This window comes from Ketobacter sp. GenoA1 (assembly GCF_003671475.1).
Lineage (GTDB): Bacteria > Pseudomonadota > Gammaproteobacteria > Pseudomonadales > Ketobacteraceae > Ketobacter.
In genome coordinates this window covers 492664-519007 of record NZ_RCHM01000020.1, presented here as the reverse complement: position 1 = coordinate 519007, position 26344 = coordinate 492664, and the positions used below count along the sequence as shown (strand labels likewise).

Below are 26344 nucleotides of genomic sequence, written 5' to 3'. Positions count from 1 at the left end.
CAAATTATCCAGTGGATGGTGTGACCTGGCATGAATCCCGAGCTTATTGTCAGTGGTTGGGTGAGCAGATTGGCTACCCGATGGATTTGCCTACTGAGGCGCAGTGGGAATACGCAGCCCGCAGCCGAGGTAAGGCAGTTGCCTATGCCACGGACAACGGTGAGTTTGAGCCGGGAAGAAATATTAGGGATGCGAAAGAGAATAAACGTGAAATGCCGGTAGGCAGTTGGCCACCCAATCCATTGGGTATTCATGATATGACGGGTAACGTGGATGAGTGGACAGTGGATTATTGGAGAGCGTACAGGCCTGGTGCAGTAACGGATCCAAGGAATGATGAATATGAGAAATTTAAGTCCGACCATAAAGTGACAAGAGGTTCAGGAATCATAGGTGGCCGAGGGCAAATAACGCTGTATGTTCGCGTAGTGAGAGAACCCGATAATACCGGATCCGGCATCGGTATCCGCTGCGTTGCCAATCACCCTGAACCAATTACAACCCTTAGAGAAACACCTTGAGGTGGGTAGCTATCTTAGCCCTAGTCTGCATGGCAGCGTGCGCGCCTACTGAAGAAATCAATGCTCTCAAGCAACGGACACTGAATAATCTGGTGTTTGTCGAAGGCGGAACCTTCATGATAGGGGATGTGGGTTACGTTGACGAAAACGGTCAGAAGCAGATTTTTGGTCCGGATGCGGACGCGTTCCCGGTGCATCAGGTCACCTTGAGTAATTACAGTATATTGAAGTATGAGGTGTCCTTCGCTTACTTGACCAATAGCTAGCATCCATAAACTTGGTACTCCCTGTATTTCCAAGTACGGAGAATTTAATGAAGACGAATGAATTATCTGTCTGCTTTTGCACAACTAAAGTTGATGAGTGCCGAGAATTCTATCTAAAGTATTTTGCTTCAAAAGCTGTATTCGATTGCGGTTGGTACGTCACGTTAAAAATCGACCAAGATGGCCCTGAAATTAGCTTTATCCAGCCGCAGGAAGGTATGCCTGCCTATGGTGGCGCAGGAGTCATGCTTAATTTCAAAGTGGATGATGTGGATTCAGAATATGCAAGGCTTTGTCAATCAGGACTTACAGTGGCAATGCCGCTCGAAGATCACCCTTGGGGAGATAGAGGGTTTTCGGTAATAGACCCCATTGGTACCTTTGTGTACATATATTCGGATCGAGAACCATCTAGCGAGTTCAAGCAATATTACTGCTAAAAAGTACATGGGAGGCGACTTTCGTCTCACTGATTTTTTGCGTTTGCTCCAAACGGGATATGAATTCGCAGAGAAAGTATCATACAAAGCAAATGGAAGGGCCTGAATGAGTATCCGTTAGAGCGTGCCTATTAGGACTTGTCTGGTAAACAGCTTTCCGCTGGAAAAGTAAAATGCATTCTAGACGGGCAGGTCCATTAGAATAATTTCAGATTTTTACCAAGTCTAAACTATATATTGCATGTAAATATCTGGAGAGAGAGCGCATTAACTGTATAGGCCTAAAGAAAAATAAGCACGTGAAACAATCAGAAAAAGAGAGGAGCGAGGAAGATGTTTTCTTTATGGTTTATTTTGGTGTTATGGGTTTCTAACCATTGCTGTTCGCCAGCAAGATAGAAAAATCAAGCGGAATCTAAAAGTACCGATGCCTTTTTTATATTAGATACTTTAAAGTTGAAACCAGAAAAGAAAAAATCAACCTATCCTTTCTTGGTTTTAATTCAAACTAATTAGGGGCTGTTTCAGAAGCCTGATAGAATGAATCCAATTATTACTCCAACCAAGAATATGTTCTATGCTCAGAGACTTAGCCAAAAAAATATGGCTGTGTACTACTCTAGGCATGAACTTGCTTGGGATTCAGAGCGCTTTTTTAGGAACTGGAATGAGCTGGAGAACTATGAAATCCTGGTAAAGAATCGTACAGTGGGGATACTTTCGTTAAGCAGCGACGATATTGCCTGTTATATTCGTGATCTTCAGGTTGAGCCTGGTTTTCAGGGTAGAGGGATCGGTTCGATTACAATCAATTATGCCGTCAGTAGGGCGAGAACGTATGGATCGAGATTGCTCCGGCTTTGTGCCTTTGTTGATAATCCAGCAGTAGCATTATATGAGAGAGTTGGATTCTGCATAGTGAAAGCCGATAAAAATACTCTTTACATGGAGCGAAATATTTATTAGAAACTGTTCTGAATATAAAGATAGATATCAGGACATTTCGTTGGCCGGGCCGTGGTATTGCTCCCAAAATTTGTGGATGTTTTGCTTTTTATCCATTTATCGTTTCTATTACACCATGCCCATGATAAATGCGTTCGATTCGCGAATTAGATGGATGAGCAATGAAAAGTAATGAGAGGGTTGCATTGGTTACTGGCTCCACATCAGGTATAGGCAAAGCTATCGCGCTGCAGCTGTCTGATGACGGGTTTAATGTGGTGTTTCATTCCAAAAAGTCTGTTGATGAAGGTCAAAGGCTAGCCAGTAGTATACCGAGAGCAACCTATATTCAGGCTGACCTATCTGATCAGGAGCAGGCAAAAGGATTAGTATCACAGGCCTTGTCCCTCTATGGTCGGATGGATGTTCTTGTTAATAACGCTGGAATCAATGCGATGATACCTCATGGTTCTCTAAAGCAAGCATCGCCAGCGGTGTGGCGGGAGCTTTACGAGGTGAATGTTATCGCTCCCTGGACATTGATCGCAGAAGCTGAACAAGCGTTAAGAGCGTCATCATGTTCCGACTATACGAGTAGCATTATCAACATCAGCTCACATGCTGGTGTGCGACCAAAAGGCGCTTCAATACCGTATGCGGCAAGTAAAGCCTCATTAAATCATATGACACAACTATTGGCGTTAACCTTATCGCCGGAGATTCGAGTAAATGCTATTGCTCCAGGCTTAGTCAATACCCCCATGGCCGAGAGCTGGGTTGAGGCACAAAAGCTATGGACTGAAAGATCACCGATGAAACGTGGAGCCGAGCCCCTTGAGATTGCGCATACAGCTTCAATGCTTGTTTCAAGTAGCTATTTGACGGGTGAAATTATACTTTCTGATGGTGGGCTAAACCTGACATGAACCTGGAGCATTCAATCATAGATAAGCGGGGTTAGTTGATCCTTATGTCATGTTCAAATGATTGGCTTAGTATTGTGAAATGCATACTACCTAAATTAAAGGCGTGTTACTCGTGTAAGTATGACCCGGCGGTATGAAGATAGACCCGGTCACTTCAATTAATGACTTAAGAGCAATGTTGGCTCAAGCAGATCTTCCCACAGCCGAAGTGGATGCTTTCTCATATACATCATTTTTTTCGGCAACGGAAGATAATTGTATTACCGGTATCGTTGGAATTGAAGAATATGGTTCTGCGGGTTTGCTGCGATCTTTAGCCGTACTTCCCAAAGCTCATGGTCGCGGTATCGGCCGTTCCTTAGTCTTTTTTATTGAGACCTACGCGAAGAATAATGGGATCAGCTATCTGTACTTACTAACGACAACGGCTGAGAGCTACTTTGCTCGGTTGGGATATGATCGCGAAATACGGAGTAATGCACCTAAAGAAATAAAATCAACTAAGCAGTTCTCTGTGGTCTGTCCTTCGTCCGCTGCATTTCTCATGAAAAAATTAGTCTAAAGAAAAGGTGGGGATGTGTGTGTGGGTGAATCGAATGAATTGTTATGCAGTGTCAGGTCATGGAGCAGGGGCATAATCATGAAGATGAGCAGTCGAGCCATTTCAGATGGTGATGTTGGCAACTTAAAGCACTTGTTTTACGAGCATGGAATTAATGATTGGAACAGCTTTGATGAGTGTTCTATTGATGAGCAGATTTCACTGGTTAAGGAGGGCTCGGCTGACATTGTGTTTCTGGAAGACACCAGCATACTGGGTGTGGCTTTTTTAATCTATGGTACATCTTGTCCTGATAAGCTAAAGAAATATTACGCTTTAGAAAAAATATGTTTTATTAAAGATGTCGTGGTGAGTTCAGAGCTGCATGGGCAAGGTTTTGGTACCAGATTAGTTGAGTTTTGTCTAACGCTAGCAGCGAAAGAAAACTATGAAAAAATGTTTATTGAGCGGCATGAAGAAAATATTGCATCAAAGAAAATGATGGAAAAATCTGGGTTTCAAGTTGTAGACAGATTTTATGATCCCGATAAAAGAAGGGTTGGAACACGAAAAACAGTGGTTTCATCCAAGGATTTGCGAATGGGCTAAACAATAAATTATTGCTATCACTCACCATCTAAACCCCAGTTATTTCTTGCCTCTTTAAATTACGCGGGATATAGCGCTCTACTGTATATTGAGGGAGCTTCTTCAAAATTATCTATAAGGTTATTTATCAAAACTTTCTTTGCAGATAATATGGACTGTAACTGACACGTTGCACTCCACGAATTTGTGCCATTATACTGCGCTTACGTTTTACCGTAAAAACCACTCTCAGTACAAAAAACCTCGAAAAGCAGAAAGGTTACCTCGAAAGACCGTATTAACTGCCTCTAGTTGATCACAATCAAATGATTGGGTAGCTCATTCTTTGCTTCAGTGGCGGGTGCATGCTGTTTCAGTTTTTCGCCGCAGGCTTCGATGCACCGCACAATGCCGTTCAAGGTTTGTTTGTTGCGAATACGGGAGGTCAGTTCATTGACGATGGCCTGCCATTGATCGTTGCTTACATGTCGGCTGATGCCCCGGTCGGCGATGATTTCCACGTAATGTTCCGCTTCTGAAATAAAAATCAGTACACCGGTCTCACCCTTGGTGTGGTGCAGGTTGTGTTCCAGAAACTGGCGCCGGGCCAGGCTGGCCGCGCGCCAGTGTTTTACCGATTTTGGCACCAGTGCCATGGTGGCGGCCGGTACACGGAACAGCAGCGCCAGGGCAACGAAATTGAACCATTGCAGCATCAGCAGTTCGTCGCCGCTGAGCCAGAAGGGTGTGAGTTTCAGGATCAACGGTAGCAGCAGCGCAATAATGGCGGCCCACAGGGTGGGGATGTACAGATAGTCGTCGGCTTGTCGGGCCAGCACGGTGACCAGTTCGGCATCGGTATCTTTTTCCACCGTGTCGATGGCCTCGGCAACTTGTTTCAGTTCCTGTTCACTCAACAGTGTCATCACCATCCCCCCGAGGCGCCGCCGCCTCCAAAACCGCCACCACCGCCGGAAAACCCGCCGCCACCACCACCAAAACCGCCACCACCAAAGGTGCCGCCGTAGTAGCGTCCGCCACCGTAGCGGCGGCCCAAACCAAAGCCACCGCCGCCAAACAGGTTAAAGAACACGACGATAATAATGAAAATCAGGAATACCCAGGAAAACTGTGATTTACCCGAGCTGGTTTTGCGCATGCTGTACTGGCCACCCAGTGCCTGGATGATGGCTGTGGCACCGGCTTCGATGCCTTGATCAAACTGGCCCCGTTTGAAGGCGGGGCGGATGATCGTCTGAATGATGTTGGCGCTGATGGCGTCGGTCAGCTTGCCTTCCAGCCCGTAGCCCACCTCGATGCGCATGCGGCGTTCCTGCTTGGCGACAATCAGTAAAGCGCCGTTGTTTTTGTCTTTCTGCCCGATGCCCCAGTGGCGACCCAGTTGATAGCCATAGGTAGCAATGTCGTAGCCCTGCAGGTTTGGCAGCGTGACCACCACCACCTGATTGCCGGTGGCGTTTTCATGAGCGGTCAGTTGCGAGCTGATCCGCTGCTGTACGGCACTGCTCAGCAGGTTGGCGTTGTCCACCACATTGCCGGTCAGCTTGGGAAAGCGGGGTTCTGCTGCCTGCAGGGTGCAACTGAAGATTAACCACAGGGCAAGCAGGGCGGTGTTGCGCAGCATCAGAATTCCACCTTGGGGGCTTCTTCCGCGCCACTGGTGGTGGCCTCGTAGGTTTCACGGATGGGCATATCGCTGTAGAGCAGGCTATGCCAGATACGGCCGGGAAAAGTACGTATCTCGGTGTTGTAGGCGCTCACGGACTGAATAAAATCCCGCCGTGCCACCGCAATGCGGTTTTCGGTGCCTTCCAGTTGGGATTGCAAGGCCAGAAAATTCTGGTTGGCCTTCAGGTTCGGGTAGCGTTCCACCACCACCATCAGGCGGCTCAGCGCGCTGCTTAACTGGCTCTGGGCGGCTTCGAACTGTTTAAGCTGCTGCGGATTGTTCAGAATCGAGCTGTCCACCTGCATGGAGCCGACCTTGGCGCGGGCTTCCACCACTGCCTGCAGGGTTTCTTTCTCATGGGCGGCATAGCCTTTGACGGTGGAAACCAGGTTGGGAACCAGGTCCGCACGGCGCTGATACTGGTTTTCCACCTGTGCCCAGTTGGCTTTGACCTGTTCATCCAGGGTGGGAATGTTGTTGATCCCGCAACCGGACAGCATCAGCAGACTGCCGATCATCAGCAACATCATCACGGTATTTCTTGCGTTCATAGTGGATTCCCTGTGTGCCTTAATGTTTAGCCTGTGCTGGTGGCGCCCAGTGTATGCAAAGTCATTGCGGATTACCACGGAATGGCACCGTTAATCCACTTTGCACTGGGCTGCGTACCCTTCTCGAAAGGTGGGATAAATAAACCGGTAGCCCTGTGTCCGCAGCAAACGATTGCTGCAGCGCTTGTTCTGACCCGTATGGCCACCGGGCGATGTTGTCACAGGGGCCGGGGCGCCCAAACGGTCCGCCAGCCAGGAGCAGAGGGTGCTTTCGTCGGCCGGATCATCGTCCACGGCCAGGTACACCGGTTGCAGTGGCCTCCCCTGTTCCTGCTCATTGATCAGATAGTGCAGAACCCCGGTGCAATCATCCTGGTGGATGCGGTTGGTGTACTTGGCCGGGGCTACCTGCACCTCGGCGCCGGCCTGAACCCGCCGCATCAATCCATTGCGACCGGCGCCGTAGATGCCGCCGAATCGAACGCAGGTGCCGGCAACGCCGGATTGCCGCAATACGTTCTCCGCCTCCAGTACCCGTATGCCATTGAAGCGGGTGGGCCGGGTGGGGCTGGTTTCATCCACCCAACTGCCGTCATCCTGGTGATAGACGGCGGTGCTGGAGACGAAGAAAAACCGTTTTAATGATGCTGTTGAAGTGGCTGGGGCCAGTGCTGCCAGCAGATGTCTGAGCGCCCGGGGGTAACCGGCTTCATAGCCGCTGTCACTGCGCTGGGCGGGGGTGCCGGTGTGAACGACGTAATCCAATTGCGCTGGTAACAGCTCAGCCGGCAGGGGTTGAGTCAAATCAGCGTGCAGGGTGGGAAACGGCATGGCAACCGCGCTGCGCCGTAAACCGAACACTTCGTGTCCAGCGGCTTGCAGGGCTTCACCCAGTTGGGTGCCGATGGCACCGCAACCGGCCAACAGGATTCTGGCCATATTTCGATTCGCCTTTTTCGATTCGCTTTTGATGATAGTTAAAGTTTTGGATTATTCTGCTTGCAATGGCCTTATGCTATCGTGTAAAGAACTGGGTGACCAGCAGTAATCCTGTAACACGAATGGCAGCCCCATGACCCTGACTGAATTGAAATACATCGTAACCCTGGCGCAGGAGCGGCATTTTCGCCGCGCTGCAGAGCGTTGTTTTGTGAGCCAGCCCACCTTGAGCGTGGCCATCAAAAAACTGGAAGATGAACTGGATGTAACAATCTTTGAGCGTAACCGTTCCGATGTGCGGGTGACCATGGCCGGTGAGCGTATTGTGTCCCAGGCGCGCAAGGTGCTGGAAGAGGCCGAACTGGTGAAGCAGATTGCGCTGGAAGGCAAAGGTCAGATCAATCTGCCTCTGCGGGTGGGGGCGATCTTTACGGTGGGGCCGTACCTGTTTCCGCATCTGATCCGTAACATCAAGCCCATTGCGCCGGAAATGCCCCTGATACTGGAAGAAAATTACACTGGTGTGCTGCGGCAAAAACTGCGCAATGGTGAGCTGGACGCCATCATTATTTCCCTGCCGTTTGAAGAGCCGGATGTGGAAATCCAGGATTTGTACGACGAGCCCTTCGAAGTGCTGATCCCGGCGGAGCATCCGCTGGCCAAGCAGGAAAAGGTGACCCGCAAACAGTTGGAGAAGGAAAACATTCTGATGCTGGGGGAAGGGCATTGTTTTCGCGATCAGGTGTTGAACGCCTGCCCCGGTATTCTAAAACACAGTGATGAAACCAGCCTGCCCCAGGGCACGTCACTGGAAACACTGCGGCACATGGTGGCCTCGGGCCTGGGGATCACGATTCTGCCCAGCTCTTCATCCGATAAGCATATCTACGATTCGGATACCCTCGTTGAACGGCCTTTTGCCGGAAAAACCCCTTACCGCCGGGTGTCCCTGGTGTGGCGCAAACGCTTTTCGCGGCCCAAAGCCATTGCCGCACTGGTGCAGGCCATCACCAGTTGTGCGTTGCAGGGTGCTGCGTCGGTCTGATGATGCCAAGTGCCGGCACACCCGATTTCTTTGCCAACACGCCAGTGACTCAGCTCAAAGGCGTGGGCGCGGCACAGGCTGAAAAGTTGGCGCGCCTGGGCATTGTTACCCTGCAGGACGTACTGTTCCATTTACCGTTTCGGTATCAGGATCGCACGCGCCTGGTGCCCATTGGTGCCACCCGTGATGGCAGTGAGGTGCTGATTCAGGGGCGTGTGTTGATGGCGGATGTGGTGATTCGCAAACGCCGCAGCCTGATTTGCCGAATTGAAGACGGCACCGGCCAGATCCATCTGCGTTTCTTCCATTTTTCCACCAGTCAGAAAAACCATTTTCAGCCCGGTGCCATTGTGCGTTGTTATGGTGAAGTGCGTCTGACCGGGTTGGGCAAGGAAATGGCCCACCCGGAGTATCGCATTATGGAGTCTGCCGAGGCGCCGGTGGAGGCTGCACTGACGGCGGTGTATCCGGCCACCGAAGGCATTCAGCAACCTACGTTGCGCAAGCTCAGTGATCAGGTGTTGAAGCTGTTGGGCAAGTCGCAAAAAGTGGCGGAGCTGTTGCCGGCGGAGGTCATGCATGCTTCCCGGTGGCCTTCACTGACCGAGGCGTTGGCTTACGTGCACCGGCCCCCGGCGGATGCACCGGTGCAGGCGTTGTTGGATGGTTCCCACCGCGCGCAGCAGCGTTTATCGCTGGAGGAACTGACCGCCCATCATCTGAGCCTGCTCAAGTTGCGGCAGCGGGTAAAAGCCCAGACCGCGGTGGCACTGGCGACGGCGTCTGATCTTGAGCAGCGCATGCTGCAGGGCTTGCCGTTCGAACCCACCGGGGCACAGCAGCGGGTGCATCAGGAGATCTGTGAGGATCTGCAGCAAGGCCATCCCATGTTGCGTCTGGTGCAGGGTGATGTGGGGGCCGGTAAAACGCTGGTGGCGGCGCGCGCGGCGTTGCTGGCCATAGATGCAGGTTATCAGGTGGCCATGATGGCGCCCACGGAAATTCTGGCAGAGCAGCACTTTCATGCCTTTATTGAGTGGTTCGAGCCGTTGGGGTTACGTGTCGCCTGGTTATCGGGCAAGTTGAAAGGCCGGAAGCGTAACGAGCAGTTGGCGCTGATAGAAAGCGGCACCGCCCACATGGTAGTGGGTACCCACGCCTTGTTCCAGGAAGAGGTCCGGTACCGCAATCTTGCCCTGGTCATTATTGATGAACAACATCGTTTCGGTGTGCATCAACGGCTGGCGCTGAAGCAGAAAGGACTCAGCAGCGGTGTGGTACCCCATCAGCTCATCATGACCGCCACACCCATTCCCCGCACACTGGCCATGAGTGCCTACGCCGATCTGGATACCTCCATTATTGACGAGCTGCCACCGGGGCGCACGCCGGTAAAAACGGTGGTGGTGGAAAGCAGCCGTCGGCCGGAGGTGGTGGATCGGGTGCGCCATGCCTGTCGTGAGGGGCGACAGGTCTACTGGGTCTGTACCCTGATTGAAGAATCGGAAGTGTTACAGTGCCAGGCAGCAGAAGAAACCGCAGAGCAGCTCAAGTTGTTCCTGCCGGATGTGGCCATCGGGCTGGTGCATGGCCGGCTCAAGCCCGCCGAAAAGGCCGACATCATGGATCGGTTCAAGCAGGGTCAGTTGCAGGTTCTGGTGGCCACCACCGTTATTGAAGTGGGGGTTAACGTACCCAATGCCAGCGTCATGATCATCGAGAATCCGGAACGGCTGGGGCTGGCCCAACTGCATCAGCTGCGGGGCCGGGTGGGGCGGGGGTGCACGGAAAGTTTCTGCCTGTTGATGTACCAAAAGCCGCTGTCAAAGCTGGGCCGTGAACGTCTGGACATCATGCGTCAAACCAATGATGGCTTTGTGATTGCGGAAAAGGATCTGCATCTGCGCGGGCCCGGTGAAGTGCTGGGCACGCGGCAAACCGGTGAAATGAGTTTTCGTATTGCCGATTTGCTCAGGGATGAAGGGCTGCTGGAGGACAGTAAACAGCTGGCGCACGTGTTGCTGGAGAAGGATCCGCAGCGGGGAGAGCGGCTCATCCATCGCTGGCTGGGCAATGCCGCCCAGTATGGCGAAGTCTAAGTGCCCGATGCACTGCGGGTGCCGACGGCTGTAGTTTCCCGTCTTTTCTAGTCTGTTTTTATAAATATCAATAAGATAGCGCTGGGTTTGTTTCTTTTATGCCCAGCCCAAAAACGACTACACTGTAAGAATGCAAGTGGTGATGAAGGCAGTGCTATGGGCAACAAGATTCTGGTGGTGGAAGACAACCCCGACAACATGAAGCTGGTGACCTGGATACTGGAAGACGAAGAATATTCAGTAACGGGGGTTAACTGCGCTGAAGAGTGTTTGGCCCGGGTAGAAAACGAAGAGTTCGATGTTATTCTGATGGACATATCGTTACCGGGGATTGATGGGAAAGAGGCTACCCGCCGCCTGCGTGCCCAGGAACGCTTTCAGAGCCTGCCGATCATCGCCCTGACTGCCCACGCCATCAAAGGGGAGGACGAAGAGATTTTGGCTTCCGGGGTCACCGACTTGATTACCAAACCGCTGGACGAGGAAGTGCTGCTGGAGCGTTTGCGAAAACTCCTGAACTGATCGGCTTCCCCATTCCACCGGTTTGAGTGGACACCTGCTTCAGGCCGGTGACTGTGTTGACTTGATGTATGCCAGGGTTTTTTCTTCCGCCTGCTCAAAGCTGAACAGAGGCTGATAATCGAAATCCTGCTGTGCCCGGGCGATGGAAAAATAATGATTGCGATACAGTTCTGACGCAATAAACCGGGTCACCAGAGGCTCCTGCTTGATATTGCACCAAGAGTAAAGCTTTTCCAACACCCACCCGGCCATGAACGCCACACCAAAGGGGACTTTCATCCTCGGTGGTTTGGCATCCAACCGACTGAGTATTTGCCTTAACCAGGGCCAGAGCACGACCGGCTCCGGTTCATTGATGAAATACGCTTTGCCGCCGGTGTTGGCTGATTCCGCTGCCAGAATATGCGCGTGGGCAGCGTTCTCTACATAGGTGACGCTGACTTTGTTGCGCCCGGGGCCAATCTGCTTCAGTTTTCCGCTGTTGGCTTTTTCCAGCAAGCGGGGCAGCAAATGGTTGTCCCTTGGCCCAACCACCAGATGGGGGCGAATGGCTGTGGTGTGCAGGCCCTCGGGATCATGTGCTGCCAATACCGCCTGTTCGGCGATGGCCTTGGTGGCGGAGTAATGTGAATGATAGTGCTCCGGGTAGGTCAGGTCTTCGTTGCCGTTGTGGATGTCGATATTATTCATGGTGACGCTGGGGGAACTGGTGTACACCAGCTTCTTTACCCCGTGCCGCTGACAACTGCGAATGATGTTGCGGGTACCATTAACATTGGTGTTGAAAAAATCCTGGTAGCGTCCCCAGTAACCCACCATGGCCGCCACATGAAATACCACGTCTTTCCCTTGCACCGCTGTATCCACATCATCGGCGCAGGTCACGTCGCCACGCAACAGCGTCATTCCCAGCCCCTGCAGCCCGGGGTATTGTCCCCGCGCCAGCACCGTTACTTCATAGCCCCGCTGTAATAACTGCTCTGCGATGTAGCGCCCCAGAAATCCGCCGCCACCGGTCACCAGTGCTTTCATGATTCACTCCAGTGGCATGTTAGGTGTAGTAAAGTGCACAGGCACTGGCATCGCCGGAGCCCACTGAGCTGAACAGTAAGGACTGTGGTGTCCCGCTGTCGATTTCCTTACGCAAATGGTGGAAACCGGCAATGGGCGCCGCTGTGTGAACATCGCCGTCAAATTGGTTGAACAGTTCAAGTGCACGGGTGGTTTGATTGCTCAGGCTGCTTTCCTGGCACACCGAGGTGCAGAAACCGGGCTCCGGATCGCTGCCCACCAGAAAATCGATATTGGGATGGTTGTGTTCAGCCAAAAATGTGTTGATCAATTCAATATTCAGTTGGCGAAACTGGTTCAGATACTGGTTTTGAAAAACTAACGTCGCTCGTTTTCGACCTTGGTCGCCAAAGGCGACCATATCGCCGTAGGCGCTGATGCTGGAAACCTGATCGTGCCCGTTACTGCGATAAGAAAATCGCTGAAAGCCTTTGTTTGCATCGGCAGAGAATTTCAATAAAGCAGCCGCCCCGACAGCTTTGTAAGGAAACTCCGGATGATTGGTTTTGGATGGGTGGGCATCACCACACAGTATCAGTGCATACTGAACGTTGCCGTTTTTGAGAAACGAGTCGGCCACATTCACCGCATTGAGAAAACCGCAGGCGCCGTTAACTACGTCAAATGAAAAGGTGGACTGGTTGGGTTGCTCAGGGTCAAAATCCAGCCCCATCTTCAATTCCTTCTGAATCAGGCTGGCAATACTGGGTTCCATAATATTGTCGTCGCGGAAGATACCGGCATTGATCAGCAGCCCAACTTTACCGGGGTCGACCCCGGCGCCTTCCAGGCATTCAATTCCTGCCCGCGTGGCGTTGGCAATGGCGCTATAACCGTTGTCGGTAATGATTGCTGTGTTTTTTATAATTGTGCCCATTTCAGTTTACTCCTCCCAGATTGCCTACTTTTACCGCCGCCACGCCCAGCACAATGCCGGAGGCCATTACCAACATCAACACTTTTTGCCCCGGTTTGATTTCACCCCGCTCCATAAAGTCATTGAGTACCACAAAGTGCGAAGTGGATGACGTGTTGCCAAACCGATCCAATGCAACACAGGTGTTTGGTATATCGCCAAAGGTTTCGCCGCATAGAGCAAGGGCAGACCGGATTGCACGTTCAGATGTTTGATGCGGTATCACATGATCGAAGTCACTGCCGCCGATTTGATGCTTGTCAGCAAAATGGCCCAGCGTCGCTGGCAGACGCTGAATTACCGTGGCGTGAATTTCCATGGCTTTGGTGTACATGGCAACCCCGGCGTTTTTATCGCTGGGCATACCAAAGCAGAAGTCTGAGAATTGCGCCATGGTCTGCAGTTCCAATAATTCGATGCCTTCATCCTCACTGGTTGACTGATCCATGATAACAGCGGCGCCGGAATCCCCCACGGTCAGAGAGGCGAACTGTTCATCTACCGGGTTACTGATTTCTTTCAGTGCGGTCTCACTGATGGGGGTGATGCATTCGCCGCTGACTATCAGGCCATTTTTGACAGCACCACTCTTGATCAGCTGATCAAGAATATGGACGCCGCTGAACATGCCGGCGCAGGCGTTGGTGATATCAAAATTCAGCGCATCCGCGCGCATACCAATCCGCTTCTTCAGGTAGCTGCTGAGGCAAGGTTCCAGCACAAAATTCAATCCATCCCTGAAGCGGGTAATGGAGGTGCAGATGATGACGTCAATGTCTTCAGCACTGTAGCTGGAGTGTTGCAGGCAACGCTCGATGGCATTCAGTGCCAGACTATGACAGTCTTCGCTGTCATCACGCCAACGTCGATTTTTGACTCCGGTGAGTTTTTCCAGGTCAAACATGGGCTCGGTGTCCATTTTCTCGAGCAGCTCGCGGGTAGTGACCTCCCGTTCAGGAAGGTACACCCCCAAACTTTCGAAACGTGTCATAGTCATGGCAGGTTGCTCCAAATCACGATCAAGTATTGGTGGAAGAATCCGGCACTGCGGATGGCGAGGGTGAAAGATCAAAGCGATCTGCCCATAGCAGCAGGCTGGGGAGAAAAATAAGGTCAAACAACAGCGCGGTCATAATAATGCCGGCCAACATCACGCTCATGGTGTCGTTGACCGTAAAATTGGATAAGGACAGCAATAACACGCCACAGGTCAGGGTGATCGAGGTAATAACGATGGCGGTGCCGGAGTGTATAAAGCTGGATTCCACAGATTCGGCAGGCGACAGGCCAGTGCGTCGGGCATGAAGATACTTACTGATAAAATGGATGGTGTCATCCACCACTAAACCCAGACAAATACTGAAAGTCATAGCGGCCGCATGATTGACATGGCCCACGGTGATGGCCCAGATGCCGTAAATGACAATGGGAGGAAACAGGTTGGGGATGATGCTGAGCAGACCGAATTTGATTGAGCGCAACCCCATAATCATGAACAGGGAAACGAATATCAAGGTGAACAGGGAGCCATCCACCATGCTGCGTATAATGTTCGTGCCCATATGGGCAAACATCAGAAGCTGACTGGAACCCTGGTTGGCGAGTTCCGGATAGTTTTCGTTGAGCCATTGATCGATGCGCTGTTCCAGGTCAATCAATGTTTGGTTGTCGCTGTCGCGCACATTGACCGTCAGTTTGAGCGCGGAATGGTCTTGCGATAAATCCCGGGTCAGATCCATGCCTTGGGGCAGGGACATTTCATACAGCAAGTGGTACTGAGCAATCAGACTGGCACTGTCGGGCAGCGAGAAATAGGCCGGATCATTTTCGTTCATGGCCCGGTTTATTTTTTTCACAATGTCCACATAGCTGGAGACACCGGTGACGTCAGGCTGGTGGCGTAACCATTCAGCAAAATGATCCACTTTTTGCAGGAACTGTGGTTGATAGACGCCGTCCTGTTCCCCGCTGTCCATGGAGTAGAGGATGTACTGCACCCCGTTGGTGTTGTGCCGGGCAAACTGAATGGAATCGTAGATCGGCAATGATGGATCGAAGTATTCTGAAATATCATCATTGAGTTTCAGGTTTGGAATGCTCATCAGCAACAGCACTGTCACAGCGAATGCGATCACCAGAAGGGAACGGCTGGTGCCGATGACCCACTGTGACATGCGGCGCATAAAGCGGGCCATGGTAAAGGAGGTGTTGCGAAAGCGGGTGGGAAACAACAGGGCCACCGTCGGCAACACCGTAAACGTGGCCAGGAATGCGAACAACACGCCGATGGCAGCCATATTACCCATGGTTCGAAATGGAGGCGAATCACCAAAGTTCATTCCCATGAAGCCCACCGCGGTGGTGACGCTGGTCCAGAATACGGGGCTCAGGTTTTTACGCAGGCTTGCCTGCATGGCCTGTATCGGGGCCTGGCCTTCGCTGCACAAAATCCGGTACACGGTGAGCACATGAATGCTGTCCGCCACCGCCAACACCATGATGATGGCCGGTGCCATCATGGTGATTGGATTCATTTCGAAGCCTAACAGGACGTGAATGCCGGCGGATATTCCCGTGGAGGCGATCACCACGGCTCCGGCCGCGGCAATGGCCATGACGGATCGCAGAAAGATGCCCAGCAGCACGAAAATAGTCCCGAATACCATGGGATTGACCCGTAGGATGTCGTCCATGGTTACCTGCAGCATGGCGTTCTCAATTGCGATGTCACCATTCAAATGCAATTCACTGCCGGGGTAACGTGCCTCAAAATCCTGTTTCAGCAACAGTGCCTGGCGGCTGAGATCCAGCACCGCTGCAAGATGATCCTGGGGCAGGGCAATACTGGCGAACAGCGCCGTTGCATTCTCCTGGGGGGAGACCAGTCGCCCCTGGATCTGCTGATCATCGCGGGCATACTGTCTTATGGCGTCTAACTGTTGCGGCGTTAAAGTGGCAGCCTCGCTCACCAGGTTGTCCACAGTGAGAGTATCGCCGCCGACATTCAGCCTGGGATGATTGGTGAGGGAGTCAACCCGGATCGTGTGCGGCAGTTGCCACAGGGCATCCGTCAGCTCGCGGGTGATCTGCAAAGCCTGATTGTTGTAGACACTGTGCTGGGGCGGTTGGAACAGTACAATCAGGTAGTTGGATTCCGCGTACTGCCGGTCCAACTGTTGCAGACGCTGAAAGTGTGGATCGTCTTCGTCAAACATAACGTTGACGTTGCCGTTGAACACCATGTGCAACAACTGGCTGGAGAGTGCCAGCAGCAGTAGCAAAGTCGCGGTAAAATAATACCAGCGTTTCTCCACAAGATGATTCAGCATGATTTCAGGCAGCCACAGTATTGGGTTGAATACAGGTTTCCCTGATGAGTTGCTCCATGCGTTGGAACAGGTGCTGAATCAAGGTGGTGGGAAAATGGTTTTCACTGTAGCCCACGCTCAGGCTGATGACCTCGCCTGAGGTGGCCAGGGTCACGGTGAGCTTGGGTGGGTGCTCCAGTGGGGCAAAGGGCTGTACATTGGAAATAGGCTGCCCGTTGATTCTCATTTTGTCGGTATGAATCACCCCGACATTGGTGAATACCGGGATTTTTTCGCCCCGGTGTTTGAGCAAGCCTTTGACGATGAAACTGCCGATTGGAAAGGGCAGGAAGGTCAACAGGGGCCAAATGAACGGCCCTTCAGTGATGCCTGGATAGCGTGCTTTTCGAGTGTTAATGGCATGGCTAACAGCACGGGCTGCTGCTGCCAGACTGGTGTCCGCTTGCAGGCGCACGTTGGTGTTGATGAAGCTGGAATAGTTCGCCACCCGATTGGGGGCACCGGCTTGTTCATAGCGCCGCAGATCATAGGTGTTGAGCACACAGTAAGGCCCTTTGCCTGAAGGTTGAATGATCTCATACAGAGCCTTGTAGTACGCGCCGAGCAATACATCATTAAAACTCAGGTCGTGTAATTTTCGGTAGCGGTTCAGGGCCTGCAGGGTGCTGGGGCGGCATTGATGACAGTAATAGCGTTTTTCAATGTGCTGGCCTGGCTGGCTGGGAAATTGCCAGTTGTTGGCGGTACGGCTGTCGGTGATCTGGTTGCGCAAGCCACTGATCAGCAGGCGAAACACATCGATTACCTTGAAATAGGGCAGCAGTGCTTTAGTGCTGCGCAGATCCAGGTTGCCGGCCGGTGGTTGGTAGTTGGGATTCAGTTGCAAATGCTCATATATGGCCAACAGATCCTCAACAAAGATCAGAAAGCCCCGGCCATCAATGGGCACGCAGCTGACTTTGATGCAAACCGTGTCCACCGTGTGACGGATCACGCGGATTTTCAGCATGGGTTCGATCCGGTAATCCCGCTCTTGCACCAGAAAACGGTCCAGCGCCGGTTGGCATTCGGATTCTTCAATCAGGTCACAGTAACGGAAGGCGTCCAGAACGTGCTCGGGGTGCGCCTGCCAACGGGGTTGGAGCCCGCTTTCCTGCAATTGCATGGCCATGATGGGGTGTTGCACCAGACTCAGGCGTGCCGCCCGTTGCAGCCGCTCCAGGTTGATCTGGCCCTGAACATCAAATACCAGGTGCATAACATGGTCGCCGAAAGCCTGTAGGCAGACGTTGACCTTGTCGAGCAGAGTGAGGGAAGCTGTATGACGTTGACGCATCATGACACGGTGAATCCTGTTATTGTTTTTTTGATTCGTGAACAGAGCGGCTCAGTAACCAGAGGTGGCCGAATAAGAAAAATTAGATCATGTAGAAAACGGTCGAACTAGGCATTGTTGGCCAAATGGATGGGGGTAGTGGCCAAATGGGATGTTGGTCTGTATCGCTTTTGTAAGCCCTGGCCTGATTAGCCTCTTGCCACCTGGTTACGGCCCTCACCCTTGGCTTTATAGAGCGCTTTATCGGCCCGTTCGAAGCAGGTTTCGATTTCGTCCCCCTCCACAAAGGTGGCTATGCCGATGGAGGCGGTGATGGGGATGCGTTTTTGGTTGAAGTTGAAAGGACAGTTTTCGATAGCGGCGCGTACTTTCTCCATGGCGGCGTAGGCAGATTGCGCATCCGTTTCAGGCATGATCACCACAAACTCCTCACCGCCGTAACGGGAAACAAAGTCCTCGTTGCGCACGCGGCGGGATATTTCCCGGGCAACCAGTTTCAGTACTTTATCCCCCCGCAGGTGGCCTAAATTGTCGTTTACCGCCTTGAAGTGGTCAATATCGATAATGGCAATAGAGAGTGGATGTCCATGACGGCGCCAGCGGGAGAATTCGGCTTCGATGCAATCGTCGTAGGCGGCGCGATTGGGCAGTTCGGTCAGTGCGTCCCGGAGTGCTTCCATGCGTTGCGCCTCCAGGCTGCTCTTCAGCTCCAGGGCTTCATCTTCCATGGAGGCCATACGCTGGCCCAGGGTTTCGATGTGCTGATAGACTTCTTCGCGGCGCTTGGACTCTTCGGTTTTGAACATGTCCACTGCGGCGACGATCCGGTTAACGATGCTCTCGATTCCCAGTTTCAGTTTGCTGATATCTTGACTGCGTTCCACATTCTCACGTATATCCGCCAATTCCCTGCGTACATCCTGATCGAGCTTCTCCTGATTCTGCAGCGAGCGTTCTTCGCCCTGGCGTGCTGTAACCAGAAAATCCTGGATGTCGTTCAGGCGTTGGTGCAGCGCCACCAGGAAGCCCTCGAACTCCTTCTGGGCCACCATCCGGGTGGAGGCCACCAGTTGGGTGGTCTCATCCAGAAACTCAGGCAGGGAATCCAGTTTGAACTGGGATTTGATGCGATCCACCAATTGTTCTTTGCGGGTGGTATAGTCCGCCGGTACTTCCAGCTGTTCCAGCAGATTACACAGAATGCGGCTTAAACGGTCGGGTAACTGGGGATCGGTATGGGATTCCACCTGAGCAAAGCCCATCCTGCCGGCTGTATGCTCAACCACCAGCTCCGGGTCAGTCAGTTCAATGCCATACTCTTCTACCGGCAGGTTGTCCTGGGGCTCGGTTTTTATGTCGCTCGGTTCCGGGACGGTGCCGAATAAGCGCGACAACAAACCGCTCTTGTTGTTCTGGCCCAGTTCTTCAATGCGCTCCAGCAGGTGGCGGGTGACCTGGCCGTGGGTCTGATTCAAGCCTTTGATGATGTCGGACTGTTTGCCGTTGCCGGAGAGCAGTTGGGGCAGGGATTTGCGTAATTTCTTGATGGTGGACTTGTCTGCACGGGGCAGACTCATTTCCAGGTACTGCTCCAACTGGACGTCGATCATCTCCTGTAGTTGGTGTTGCTCCTCTTTACGGCGGTCGTCCAGTGCCATGATGGTGCGTTCCAGCCGGGCAATGACGGGCTCCAGAGTCTGGATGTCCCGGCCACCACGCAGAGCCGTGCGGATCTCGTCCAGCTGTTCGTCCAGGGAGGGGTCCAGGCCGTCGGCGGCTAAACTGACGCGCACCAGGCCACGGCGCAACAGGTCCAGCCGTTGCTGGTCTTTTTTCTGGCTATTCTCGAATTCTTCGAGTGCAGTCAGGTACTTGTCTTTCCAGTTCAGGGTATTGCTGTCTGACATCGGGGGGGAGACTGTTCCTTGAATTCCCTAAAAGTATAGGAAAGTTGTGGGAATAGCCCAGTAAAGAAATTAGAAAATTTAGGCCGGGTTCCGTCAGTGGCGAGATGTGGCTCGCAGGATGGATTGTTGCGCCAGGGCCTCGGCCAGGGGCTCGGGCAGGGACACTTCCATGGCGATGGGGCGGTGATCAGAGTAGTCGTAATCCAATACTTTCACATGATTGATCTTGAGGCTGGGGGAGACCAGGATGTGATCGATGTTGCGGGTGGGGTTCCAGCTCGGATAGGTATGGTGATCCCCGCTTACCTGCTTGAGATGGGTGTCCCGTAATGGAGTGTCGATGATCTGGTCGCTGCGGCAGTTCATGTCCCCCATGACCACCACATGCTCATAGTGCTGGATCAAATCCCGCACGTAATCCAACTGACGGAAACGGGCCCGTTCACTGAGGGCAAGATGCAATCCCACCAGTACCAGGGTGTCCTTCTCGTTGCCGTACTTGGCAACGATGGCGCCGCGCCCTTTCAGGCCGGGCAGCTTGTGGTCCTCGATTTCATAGGGCACGAAGCGGGACAGCACGCCGTTACTGAACTGGCCCAGGCGGCCGAAATTGCGGTTCAATTGTTGATACCAGTAATCGAAGCGCCCCAGATCCGCCAGATAGGCCACCTGATTCACGAACCCGCTGCGCAAACTGCCACCATCCACCTCTTGCAGACACACCAGGTCATAATGAGTAAGCACATGGCCGATACGGTCCAGGCGCTGCAGGCCCCGCCAGTCGGGCAGCACGTGACGCCAGCTGCGGGTCAGGTAATGATGGGGGGCACTGGTCCCGATGGCGGCCTGGATGTTGTAACTCAGCAGACGCAGCACACTGGGCTGGTCTGCTGAATAGAAGCTGGACTGGTCGTGGGTATTGATGTCGAAACTCAACGGGGTCTCACTCAACGTGCCTGGACTTTTTATTGTAGGCGCTAAATGATGGCTGTTCTATGAATGGATTTCACAAACGCCGCGTTATTGTTCCGACAATGCCACTTTGGAGGCGGCACGTTCTTTATCCACCAGAAAGTCGACCACATCCAGCAGGTCGGCGAAGGTTTTGCCGGACTGGGTTTTAACCAGATACTTGGCGTTCACGACGATTGCCGGTACCCCCCGCAGCCGATAGGTTTTCGCCAGCGCGGTGGCCTGGCGTACCTTGACCCGCACGCTGAAGGAGTTATACAGCTTGTTGAAGTCGTCTTCGCTGACACCATAGCCCTTGAAAAAGCCCGCCAGATCCGCCTGGGTGTACAGGTTCTTATTCTTGACGTGGATTGCCTCGAACAAATCAGGTTTGATTGTCTCCAGTTTGCCCAGGGCATCGGCGACAAAATAGGCATGGGCCAGGGGCTCCCAGTCTTTGCGCATGGCGGCCGGGGTCATAATAAAATTGACGTCGTCGGCCTGTTTGGCTTTCCACTCCGTGGTGAAGCTTTCCAGTCGAAAGCAGTGGGGACAGCTGAAGGAGAAAAATTCCCGTACCTCGATTTTGCCGGGTACCTCGACCTTACCGGGCTGCTGCAACAGCTCATAATCCACCCCTTCGCGGAAGGTCTCCGCCTGCAGCAGGGTACTGCAGAGGGCCGCACACAGTGCGATGAGGGCAACAAGGGTTGATTTGATGGGGTTGTTGGTATCGTTTTTCATCTTGCTGATATCCTGGATTGTTGGCTAAGGTTGCCGGCTATACCTGAATCGGACTGAGTCTGGATAGTCAGTCTGTGGATAATCTGACTATGGTATGGATAGTCTGACTATGGATAGGCTAGCGGGTTCCACCTGAATGGAAACTGAACCCAATCATAGCGTTAAGTCCTTCACAGGGTGCAATAAAAAACCCCGGCTAGCCGGGGTTTTTTATTCGGTACAGGCGCTCAGTACATGCCGTTGATGTAGCTGGCCAGTGCCTGGATGTCGTCATCGCTGAGGCGGGCAGCGGTCGCGCGCATCATTTTGCCTTCGCCATCATTGGTGCGGCGTTTGCCCTCGTGATCTTCCCGGCCCGCGGCGCGGAACGCTTTCAGTTGGGCTTCAAGATAGGCCCCATGCTGCCCTGCGAGAGCAGGGAAGCCCGCTTCCGCCATGCCTTTGCCACTGGCGCCATGACAGCCGGCGCAGGCGGTCACGCCTTTATCAGCATCGCCCGCGCGGAACAGGTGTTGACCACGTTCGACCAGCTTGGGATCGGCAGCACCCTTGGTAGAGACTTGTGTGGCGTAATATGCAGCCAGATCGGCCATGTCCTGCTCGGACAACCCGGGGACAATGCCTGCCATCTCAGGTACCTGGCGGTCGCCACTCTTCATGTCTTTCAACTGCTTGATGGTGTAGGACTCAACCTGGCCCGCCAATTTGGGGAAGTTGGGGATGGCACTGTTGCCGTCGGCACCATGGCAGGCGCCGCAGACTGCGGATTTGTTTTTGCCGGCTTCGGCGTCGCCCGCAGCCTGTGCCACGTTAGCTGTCCCCGCAACCAACGCTGCTGCGAACAGCACGTTTGCTACCAATTTCATAGTCTAACCCTAATTAATGCTTGAAAATCAGTGTGTTGCGCCGATCTTACTTCGACATGTATTCGATGATTTCTTTCAGCTCTGCATCACTGCAATCGCTGCACAGGCCCATTGGGGGCATGGCGTTTTTGCCTTTTTTGGAGCTTTCCACCAGGCCATCAATACCACCGGCGGCTTCAATTCGAGCTTCCCAGGCTGCAGTGTCACCAACTTTGGGGGCGCCCGCAGCACCGGTGCCATGGCAGGCCATGCAGTACATATTGTATTTGGCTGGCGCTTCCGCCTGAACATTCACAGACAGGCCTAACGCGATCATCGCAGAAGCAAGCATCAGTTTTTTCATGGACGAACCCCTTATATACCCTTGATTTGGCTCGGTTTCCGCCGCGACGGAACCCCTCTCTCGTGTTACATATGCAAAAAATCCGGTGGATTATATAACAAACTGTGGCGAAGGGGTAATGTCCTTTACAGCACTGGGGAATATTGGAGAGAATGCCGCCACCTATATTCATCATTCAATTCAGCCCGGTATTTCTCCATGAGCCAAGCACAGGATCCGTTCACCACTCTGCTCCGCCAGACCCAGTTTGAGACCAGTGCCGCCACCCTGGCGCAATGTCCGCCGGAGGCCGGAATCGAGGTGGCGTTTGCCGGCCGTTCCAACTCCGGAAAGTCCAGTGCACTGAATACCCTGGTGGATCATTCCGGCCTGGCTCGTACCAGTAAGACACCGGGACGGACTCAGTTGATCAATTTTTTCAGTATGAATGAGCAATGGAAGCTGGTGGACCTGCCCGGTTACGGTTACGCCAAAGTGCCCGAGCGCCTGAAGAAAGAATGGCAGGCCAATATGGGGGAGTACCTGGAAAAGCGCGAATGCCTGGCAGGATTGATTCTGGTGATGGACGTGCGCCATCCCCTGAAGGAGTTCGATGTGATGATGCTGGATTGGGCGCGGCACTATGACATGCCGGTGCATATTCTGCTCAGCAAAAGCGACAAGCTGAAACGTGGGCCCGCCAATAACGCGTTGTTTGCCGTGAAAAAAGCCGTTAAGGAATACGGTGACAAAATCAGCGTACAGTTATTTTCATCGTTAAATAAAAGCGGTGTGGAACAGGCAAGAGCCGTGTTGTCGGCCTGGTTTGGATTTCAGCAGGATTAAGAAAAAAAAGAGCCGGTAGCCTTGGGGCAAGCTACCGGCCTAGGGTCCGGCTCTTGGGGGAAAGCCGGTTTGCTGTAGCCGATTTTACTCGGCTGGGGATTGCTGCCTTAGCTTCATGTATTGAGACGATGAAGGTCGGAATAAGTTCACTGAAATCGAAAAAAAATTTCTTTTTTTCAGTGTCCGACAGGACTAAGGCGTTTATCCACGCTGTTATGGTTATTATTTGGGCTCATTAGTGAATTTCAAGCGGGCATTGGGGGAACCCACCTAAGCTAATGAGCTTGATCCCAATTATCGCCCACCCCGGCCTCTACTAGCAAGGGAACTTTCAAATCAGCAGCGCCCTCCATCAAGGACGTTACTTCTTTTGTGATGCAGTCCAACTCTTGTTCCGGAACTTCGAACACTAATTCATCATGCACCTGCATGATGATCTTTGATTCCAGTTGTTTTTTAACCAACCACCCGTCTACTGCGATCATGGCGCGTTTAATGATATCGGCGGCGGTGCCTTGCATGGGCGCATTAATGGCCGTGCGCTCGGCCGCCTGGCGACGTGGAACATTACGGGAATTGATTTCCGGCAAGTACAGGCGACGGCCGAACAAGGTTTCCACATAGCCCTGGCTTGCGGCCTGTTCTCGAATGTTTTCCATGTAGTTGTGAACACCGGGATAGCGTTGGAAATACGTGTCGATGTATTCCTGGGCTTCCTTACGGCCGATGCCCAGTTGTTTTGCCAAACCGAATGCTGACATGCCGTAAATCAGCCCGAAATTCACCGCCTTGGCTTTACGCCGCATGTCGCCGGTGACCTCATCGATGGCGACACCCATGACTTCCGCCGCCGTGGCTTTGTGAATGTCCAGCCCCTGGTTGAACGCCTGCAGCAGGTTTTCGTCACCGGACAAGTGGGCCATGATGCGCAACTCAATCTGCGAATAATCCGCCGCCAGCAGTTTGCAGCCTTTTGCGGCGATGAATGCCTGGCGGATTTTGCGGCCTTCCTGGTTGCGGATGGGAATGTTCTGCAGGTTGGGATCGGACGAAGACAGGCGTCCGGTGGCCGCCACCGCCTGATGGTAGGAGGTATGAATACGCCCGCTATTGGAATCGATCAGCTCCGGCAGTTTATCCGTGTACGTGGACTTCAGTTTACTCAAACCCCGGTATTCCATCAGCACTTTGGGCAGTGGGTAATCCAGTGCCAGTTCCTGCAACACCGGCTCTGCGGTGGAAGGGGCCCCTTTCGGTGTTTTCTGGATCACCGGCAGGCCCAGCTTTTCAAACAGAATCTCGCCCAGCTGTTTGGGAGAGCCCAGGTTAAAAGGTTCACCGGCAATGTCGTGGGCTTCCTTTTCCAGTTCCACCATGCGTTTGGCCAATTGCTGGCTGTGCAGGCGCAGCATATCGGCGTCCACCAGTGCTCCGGTGCGTTCGATTTTGGACAGCACCGGAAGCAACGGCATTTCGATGTCGTGAAAAACTCGGCACAATTCGGTTTCCGGTTCCAGTTGCGGCCACAGTGCATGGTGCAGGCGCAGGGTTATATCAGCGTCTTCGGCGGCATAATCGCTGGCCTGTTGCAGATCGATTTGATTAAACGTCAGTTGCTTGCTGCCTTTGCCGGCGATGTCTTCAAAGGCAATGTTTTTATGGCCCAGATATTTCAATGCCAGGCTGTCCATGTCGTGGCGTGATGCGGTGGAATTCAGAACATAGGATTCCAGCATGGTATCAAAGCCGATACCTTGCAGTTCGATGTCGTAGCGGGCCAGCACACTTTTATCGTATTTCAGGTTCTGGCCGATCTTTTTCGGCGTGTCCGCTTCCAGTAATGGTTTTAGTTGTTGCAGCACCCAATCCCTGCTCAGTTGATCCGGTGCGCCGGGATAATCGTGCGCCACCGGCACATAAGCGGCTTTACCGGGCTCGATGCTGAAGGATACACCCACCAGTTCCGCCTGCATGTAGTTCAGGCTGGTGGTCTCGGTGTCGAAGGCGAAAGCGTCACAGTGTTGCAGTCGCTGCAGCCAGGTGTTGAATGCGTCTTCGCTCGTGATGCAATCGTAGTGGGTCTCGGTGATCTCTGCGTTATTGCTTTGCCCGGGGTCAACATCATCCGCCAGTTCTGCAATCCAGGCCTTGAATTCCAGATCCTTGTACAGCTCCAGCAGGCTGGCGTTATCGGGTTCCTGAATTTTCAGGTCGGTGGGCTGTTGTTCCAGTTCGACGTCCAGTTTGATGGTGGCCAGGTCTTTCGACAGTGGAATCTGTTCCAGGCTGGCTCGCAGGTTTTCGCCGATTTTTCCCTTCACCTTATCGGCGTTGTTCATCAATTCATCCAGCGACCCGTATTCGGTTAACCACTTCACCGCTGTTTTCGGCCCGCACTTGGGTACACCGGGAATGTTGTCCACGCTGTCGCCCACCAGGGTTAGATAATCGATGATGCGTTCCGGCGGAATGCCAAACTTTTCAATAACCCCCTCACGATCCATTTTCGAATCGGTCATGGTGTTGATCAGGGTGACGTGATCGGTTACCAGTTGTGCCATGTCCTTGTCGCCGGTGGACACGATGGTATCGATGCCCTGGTGGCTGGCAATGTGACACAGCGTGCCGATCACATCGTCTGCCTCTACGCCGTCCACAATCAGCAATGGCAATCCCATTAAGCGAATGGCACTGTGCAATGGCTCAATCTGGCAACGCAGGTCATCCGGCATGGGGGGGCGATTGGCTTTGTATTCCGGATACATGTCATCACGAAAGGTTTTACCCTTGGCATCGAAAATAACCGCCATGTAATCCGGATTGTAATCCTTGCGCAGCCGGATCAGCATGTTGAGCACACCCTTGATTGCGCCGGTGGGCTGGCCCTTGGAGGTGATCAGAGGAGGCAGGGCGTGAAAGGCGCGATAGAGATAGGACGATCCGTCAACAAGCACCAGGGGTTTTTTGGAAGACATGGTGTTCA

At 52.9% G+C, this 26344-nt stretch carries 26 protein-coding genes; 11 read left to right on the top strand and 15 right to left on the bottom strand.

What is annotated here, in order from left to right; genetic code table 11:
- From D9N13_RS08355 to D9N13_RS08325, 7 genes are all read left to right on the top strand, one after another.
- The coding region (locus D9N13_RS08355; RefSeq protein WP_290588138.1) for a formylglycine-generating enzyme family protein at positions 1–521 on the top strand (521 nt) is incomplete at its 5' end.
- 29 nt (positions 522–550) lie between these two features.
- Positions 551–787: a hypothetical protein gene (locus tag D9N13_RS08350; protein ID WP_290588136.1), complete on the top strand. Its 237-nt coding sequence runs from the start codon at positions 551–553 to the stop codon at positions 785–787.
- Positions 788–834: 47 nt separating this feature from the next.
- Positions 835–1227 carry a VOC family protein gene (locus D9N13_RS08345; protein ID WP_290588134.1) on the top strand — a complete coding sequence of 131 codons (393 nt, stop codon included), beginning with the start codon at positions 835–837 and terminating at the stop codon, positions 1225–1227.
- Positions 1228–1767: 540 nt separating this feature from the next.
- Positions 1768–2193, top strand: a complete 426-nt coding sequence (locus D9N13_RS08340) for a GNAT family N-acetyltransferase (RefSeq protein ID WP_290588132.1) — start codon at positions 1768–1770, stop codon at positions 2191–2193.
- A gap of 161 nt (positions 2194–2354) precedes the next feature.
- Positions 2355–3098, top strand: a complete 744-nt coding sequence (locus D9N13_RS08335) for an SDR family NAD(P)-dependent oxidoreductase (protein WP_290588130.1) — start codon at positions 2355–2357, stop codon at positions 3096–3098.
- A 133-nt stretch (positions 3099–3231) separates the two neighbouring features.
- The gene (gene arsN2 / locus D9N13_RS08330; protein WP_290588128.1) at positions 3232–3660 is read left to right on the top strand and encodes an arsenic resistance N-acetyltransferase ArsN2; all 429 of its coding nucleotides are present in this window, start codon (positions 3232–3234) and stop codon (positions 3658–3660) included.
- Positions 3661–3738: 78 nt separating this feature from the next.
- Entirely contained in the window at positions 3739–4248 is a 510-nt protein-coding gene (locus D9N13_RS08325) for a GNAT family N-acetyltransferase (RefSeq protein WP_290588126.1), read from the top strand.
- Positions 4249–4535: 287 nt separating this feature from the next.
- Here D9N13_RS08325 and D9N13_RS08320 read toward each other — a convergent pair whose 3' ends face one another.
- The 4 genes from D9N13_RS08320 to D9N13_RS08305 all read right to left on the bottom strand — a co-directional run bounded on the left by D9N13_RS08320 (position 4536) and on the right by D9N13_RS08305 (position 7407).
- Positions 4536–5153, bottom strand: a complete 618-nt coding sequence (locus D9N13_RS08320; RefSeq protein WP_290588124.1) for a TPM domain-containing protein — start codon at positions 5151–5153, stop codon at positions 4536–4538.
- Complete coding sequence (locus tag D9N13_RS08315) at positions 5153–5878, bottom strand: TPM domain-containing protein (protein ID WP_411268145.1); 726 nt, start codon at positions 5876–5878, stop codon at positions 5153–5155. Before D9N13_RS08315 ends, D9N13_RS08320 begins: the two co-directional genes overlap by 1 nt.
- Complete coding sequence (locus D9N13_RS08310) at positions 5872–6468, bottom strand: LemA family protein (protein ID WP_290588120.1); 597 nt, start codon at positions 6466–6468, stop codon at positions 5872–5874. Before D9N13_RS08310 ends, D9N13_RS08315 begins: the two co-directional genes overlap by 7 nt.
- Positions 6469–6558: 90 nt before the next feature.
- Complete coding sequence (locus D9N13_RS08305; protein WP_290588118.1) at positions 6559–7407, bottom strand: NAD-dependent epimerase/dehydratase family protein; 849 nt, start codon at positions 7405–7407, stop codon at positions 6559–6561.
- 133 nt (positions 7408–7540) lie between these two features.
- Between D9N13_RS08305 and D9N13_RS08300 the strand changes: the two genes are divergently transcribed.
- The 3 genes from D9N13_RS08300 (at position 7541) to D9N13_RS08290 (ending at position 11073) form a co-directional block, all read left to right on the top strand.
- On the top strand, positions 7541–8452 hold the full coding sequence (locus D9N13_RS08300; RefSeq protein WP_290588117.1) for a hydrogen peroxide-inducible genes activator: 912 nt from the start codon (positions 7541–7543) through the stop codon (positions 8450–8452).
- Positions 8453–8454: 2 nt separating this feature from the next.
- Complete coding sequence (recG, locus tag D9N13_RS08295) at positions 8455–10551, top strand: ATP-dependent DNA helicase RecG (RefSeq protein WP_317622484.1); 2097 nt, start codon at positions 8455–8457, stop codon at positions 10549–10551.
- Between the two features lie 156 nt (positions 10552–10707).
- Positions 10708–11073 carry a response regulator gene (locus tag D9N13_RS08290; protein ID WP_290588113.1) on the top strand — a complete coding sequence of 122 codons (366 nt, stop codon included), beginning with the start codon at positions 10708–10710 and terminating at the stop codon, positions 11071–11073.
- A 39-nt stretch (positions 11074–11112) separates the two neighbouring features.
- On the opposite strand, the gene D9N13_RS08285 is transcribed toward D9N13_RS08290, so the two are convergent.
- The 10 genes from D9N13_RS08285 to D9N13_RS08240 form a co-directional block, all read right to left on the bottom strand.
- On the bottom strand, positions 11113–12105 hold the full coding sequence (locus D9N13_RS08285; RefSeq protein ID WP_290588111.1) for an NAD-dependent epimerase/dehydratase family protein: 993 nt from the start codon (positions 12103–12105) through the stop codon (positions 11113–11115).
- 19 nt (positions 12106–12124) lie between these two features.
- Positions 12125–13021 carry a hypothetical protein gene (locus tag D9N13_RS08280; protein ID WP_290588110.1) on the bottom strand — a complete coding sequence of 299 codons (897 nt, stop codon included), beginning with the start codon at positions 13019–13021 and terminating at the stop codon, positions 12125–12127.
- 1 nt (position 13022) lies between these two features.
- Positions 13023–14057: a 3-oxoacyl-ACP synthase III family protein gene (locus D9N13_RS08275; protein ID WP_290588109.1), complete on the bottom strand. Its 1035-nt coding sequence runs from the start codon at positions 14055–14057 to the stop codon at positions 13023–13025.
- Between the two features lie 22 nt (positions 14058–14079).
- A complete protein-coding gene (locus D9N13_RS08270; RefSeq protein WP_290588108.1) occupies positions 14080–16389 on the bottom strand; it encodes an efflux RND transporter permease subunit in 2310 nt (769 codons plus the stop codon).
- 4 nt (positions 16390–16393) lie between these two features.
- On the bottom strand, positions 16394–17728 hold the full coding sequence (locus D9N13_RS08265) for a hypothetical protein (RefSeq protein ID WP_290588107.1): 1335 nt from the start codon (positions 17726–17728) through the stop codon (positions 16394–16396).
- A 185-nt stretch (positions 17729–17913) separates the two neighbouring features.
- Entirely contained in the window at positions 17914–19632 is a 1719-nt protein-coding gene (locus D9N13_RS08260) for a GGDEF domain-containing protein (protein WP_290588106.1), read from the bottom strand.
- A gap of 93 nt (positions 19633–19725) precedes the next feature.
- Positions 19726–20583: an endonuclease/exonuclease/phosphatase family protein gene (locus D9N13_RS08255; RefSeq protein ID WP_290588105.1), complete on the bottom strand. Its 858-nt coding sequence runs from the start codon at positions 20581–20583 to the stop codon at positions 19726–19728.
- 69 nt (positions 20584–20652) lie between these two features.
- On the bottom strand, positions 20653–21327 hold the full coding sequence (locus tag D9N13_RS08250; protein WP_290588104.1) for a thiol:disulfide interchange protein DsbA/DsbL: 675 nt from the start codon (positions 21325–21327) through the stop codon (positions 20653–20655).
- A gap of 227 nt (positions 21328–21554) precedes the next feature.
- On the bottom strand, positions 21555–22193 hold the full coding sequence (locus D9N13_RS08245) for a c-type cytochrome (RefSeq protein ID WP_290588103.1): 639 nt from the start codon (positions 22191–22193) through the stop codon (positions 21555–21557).
- Between the two features lie 46 nt (positions 22194–22239).
- Complete coding sequence (locus D9N13_RS08240; RefSeq protein ID WP_290588102.1) at positions 22240–22536, bottom strand: c-type cytochrome; 297 nt, start codon at positions 22534–22536, stop codon at positions 22240–22242.
- A gap of 198 nt (positions 22537–22734) precedes the next feature.
- Between D9N13_RS08240 and yihA the strand changes: the two genes are divergently transcribed.
- Positions 22735–23361 carry a ribosome biogenesis GTP-binding protein YihA/YsxC gene (yihA, locus tag D9N13_RS08235; RefSeq protein WP_290588101.1) on the top strand — a complete coding sequence of 209 codons (627 nt, stop codon included), beginning with the start codon at positions 22735–22737 and terminating at the stop codon, positions 23359–23361.
- Between the two features lie 275 nt (positions 23362–23636).
- Here the strand turns inward: yihA and polA are convergent, their stop codons facing one another.
- Positions 23637–26336, bottom strand: coding sequence for a DNA polymerase I (gene polA / locus D9N13_RS08230; RefSeq protein WP_290588100.1), 2700 nt, complete (start codon positions 26334–26336; stop codon positions 23637–23639).
- Between the last annotated feature and the right edge of the window lie 8 nt (positions 26337–26344).

Bases quoted from the DNA above. Each gene is read 5' to 3' on its own strand.
- D9N13_RS08350 (WP_290588136.1), top strand. From the start codon at position 551: ATGGCAGCGTGCGCGCCTACTGAAGAAATCAATGCTCTCAAGCAACGG.
- D9N13_RS08345 (WP_290588134.1), top strand. From the start codon at position 835: ATGAAGACGAATGAATTATCTGTCTGCTTTTGCACAACTAAAGTTGAT.
- D9N13_RS08340 (WP_290588132.1), top strand. From the start codon at position 1,768: ATGAATCCAATTATTACTCCAACCAAGAATATGTTCTATGCTCAGAGA.
- D9N13_RS08335 (WP_290588130.1), top strand. From the start codon at position 2,355: ATGAAAAGTAATGAGAGGGTTGCATTGGTTACTGGCTCCACATCAGGT.
- arsN2 (WP_290588128.1), top strand. From the start codon at position 3,232: ATGAAGATAGACCCGGTCACTTCAATTAATGACTTAAGAGCAATGTTG.
- D9N13_RS08325 (WP_290588126.1), top strand. From the start codon at position 3,739: ATGAAGATGAGCAGTCGAGCCATTTCAGATGGTGATGTTGGCAACTTA.
- D9N13_RS08320 (WP_290588124.1), bottom strand. From the start codon at position 5,153: ATGACACTGTTGAGTGAACAGGAACTGAAACAAGTTGCCGAGGCCATC.
- D9N13_RS08310 (WP_290588120.1), bottom strand. From the start codon at position 6,468: ATGAACGCAAGAAATACCGTGATGATGTTGCTGATGATCGGCAGTCTG.
- D9N13_RS08305 (WP_290588118.1), bottom strand. From the start codon at position 7,407: ATGGCCAGAATCCTGTTGGCCGGTTGCGGTGCCATCGGCACCCAACTG.
- D9N13_RS08300 (WP_290588117.1), top strand. From the start codon at position 7,541: ATGACCCTGACTGAATTGAAATACATCGTAACCCTGGCGCAGGAGCGG.
- recG (WP_317622484.1), top strand. From the start codon at position 8,455: ATGCCAAGTGCCGGCACACCCGATTTCTTTGCCAACACGCCAGTGACT.
- D9N13_RS08290 (WP_290588113.1), top strand. From the start codon at position 10,708: ATGGGCAACAAGATTCTGGTGGTGGAAGACAACCCCGACAACATGAAG.
- D9N13_RS08285 (WP_290588111.1), bottom strand. From the start codon at position 12,105: ATGAAAGCACTGGTGACCGGTGGCGGCGGATTTCTGGGGCGCTACATC.
- D9N13_RS08280 (WP_290588110.1), bottom strand. From the start codon at position 13,021: ATGGGCACAATTATAAAAAACACAGCAATCATTACCGACAACGGTTAT.
- D9N13_RS08275 (WP_290588109.1), bottom strand. From the start codon at position 14,057: ATGACTATGACACGTTTCGAAAGTTTGGGGGTGTACCTTCCTGAACGG.
- D9N13_RS08270 (WP_290588108.1), bottom strand. From the start codon at position 16,389: ATGCTGAATCATCTTGTGGAGAAACGCTGGTATTATTTTACCGCGACT.
- D9N13_RS08265 (WP_290588107.1), bottom strand. From the start codon at position 17,728: ATGATGCGTCAACGTCATACAGCTTCCCTCACTCTGCTCGACAAGGTC.
- D9N13_RS08260 (WP_290588106.1), bottom strand. From the start codon at position 19,632: ATGTCAGACAGCAATACCCTGAACTGGAAAGACAAGTACCTGACTGCA.
- D9N13_RS08250 (WP_290588104.1), bottom strand. From the start codon at position 21,327: ATGAAAAACGATACCAACAACCCCATCAAATCAACCCTTGTTGCCCTC.
- D9N13_RS08245 (WP_290588103.1), bottom strand. From the start codon at position 22,193: ATGAAATTGGTAGCAAACGTGCTGTTCGCAGCAGCGTTGGTTGCGGGG.
- D9N13_RS08240 (WP_290588102.1), bottom strand. From the start codon at position 22,536: ATGAAAAAACTGATGCTTGCTTCTGCGATGATCGCGTTAGGCCTGTCT.
- yihA (WP_290588101.1), top strand. From the start codon at position 22,735: ATGAGCCAAGCACAGGATCCGTTCACCACTCTGCTCCGCCAGACCCAG.
- polA (WP_290588100.1), bottom strand. From the start codon at position 26,336: ATGTCTTCCAAAAAACCCCTGGTGCTTGTTGACGGATCGTCCTATCTC.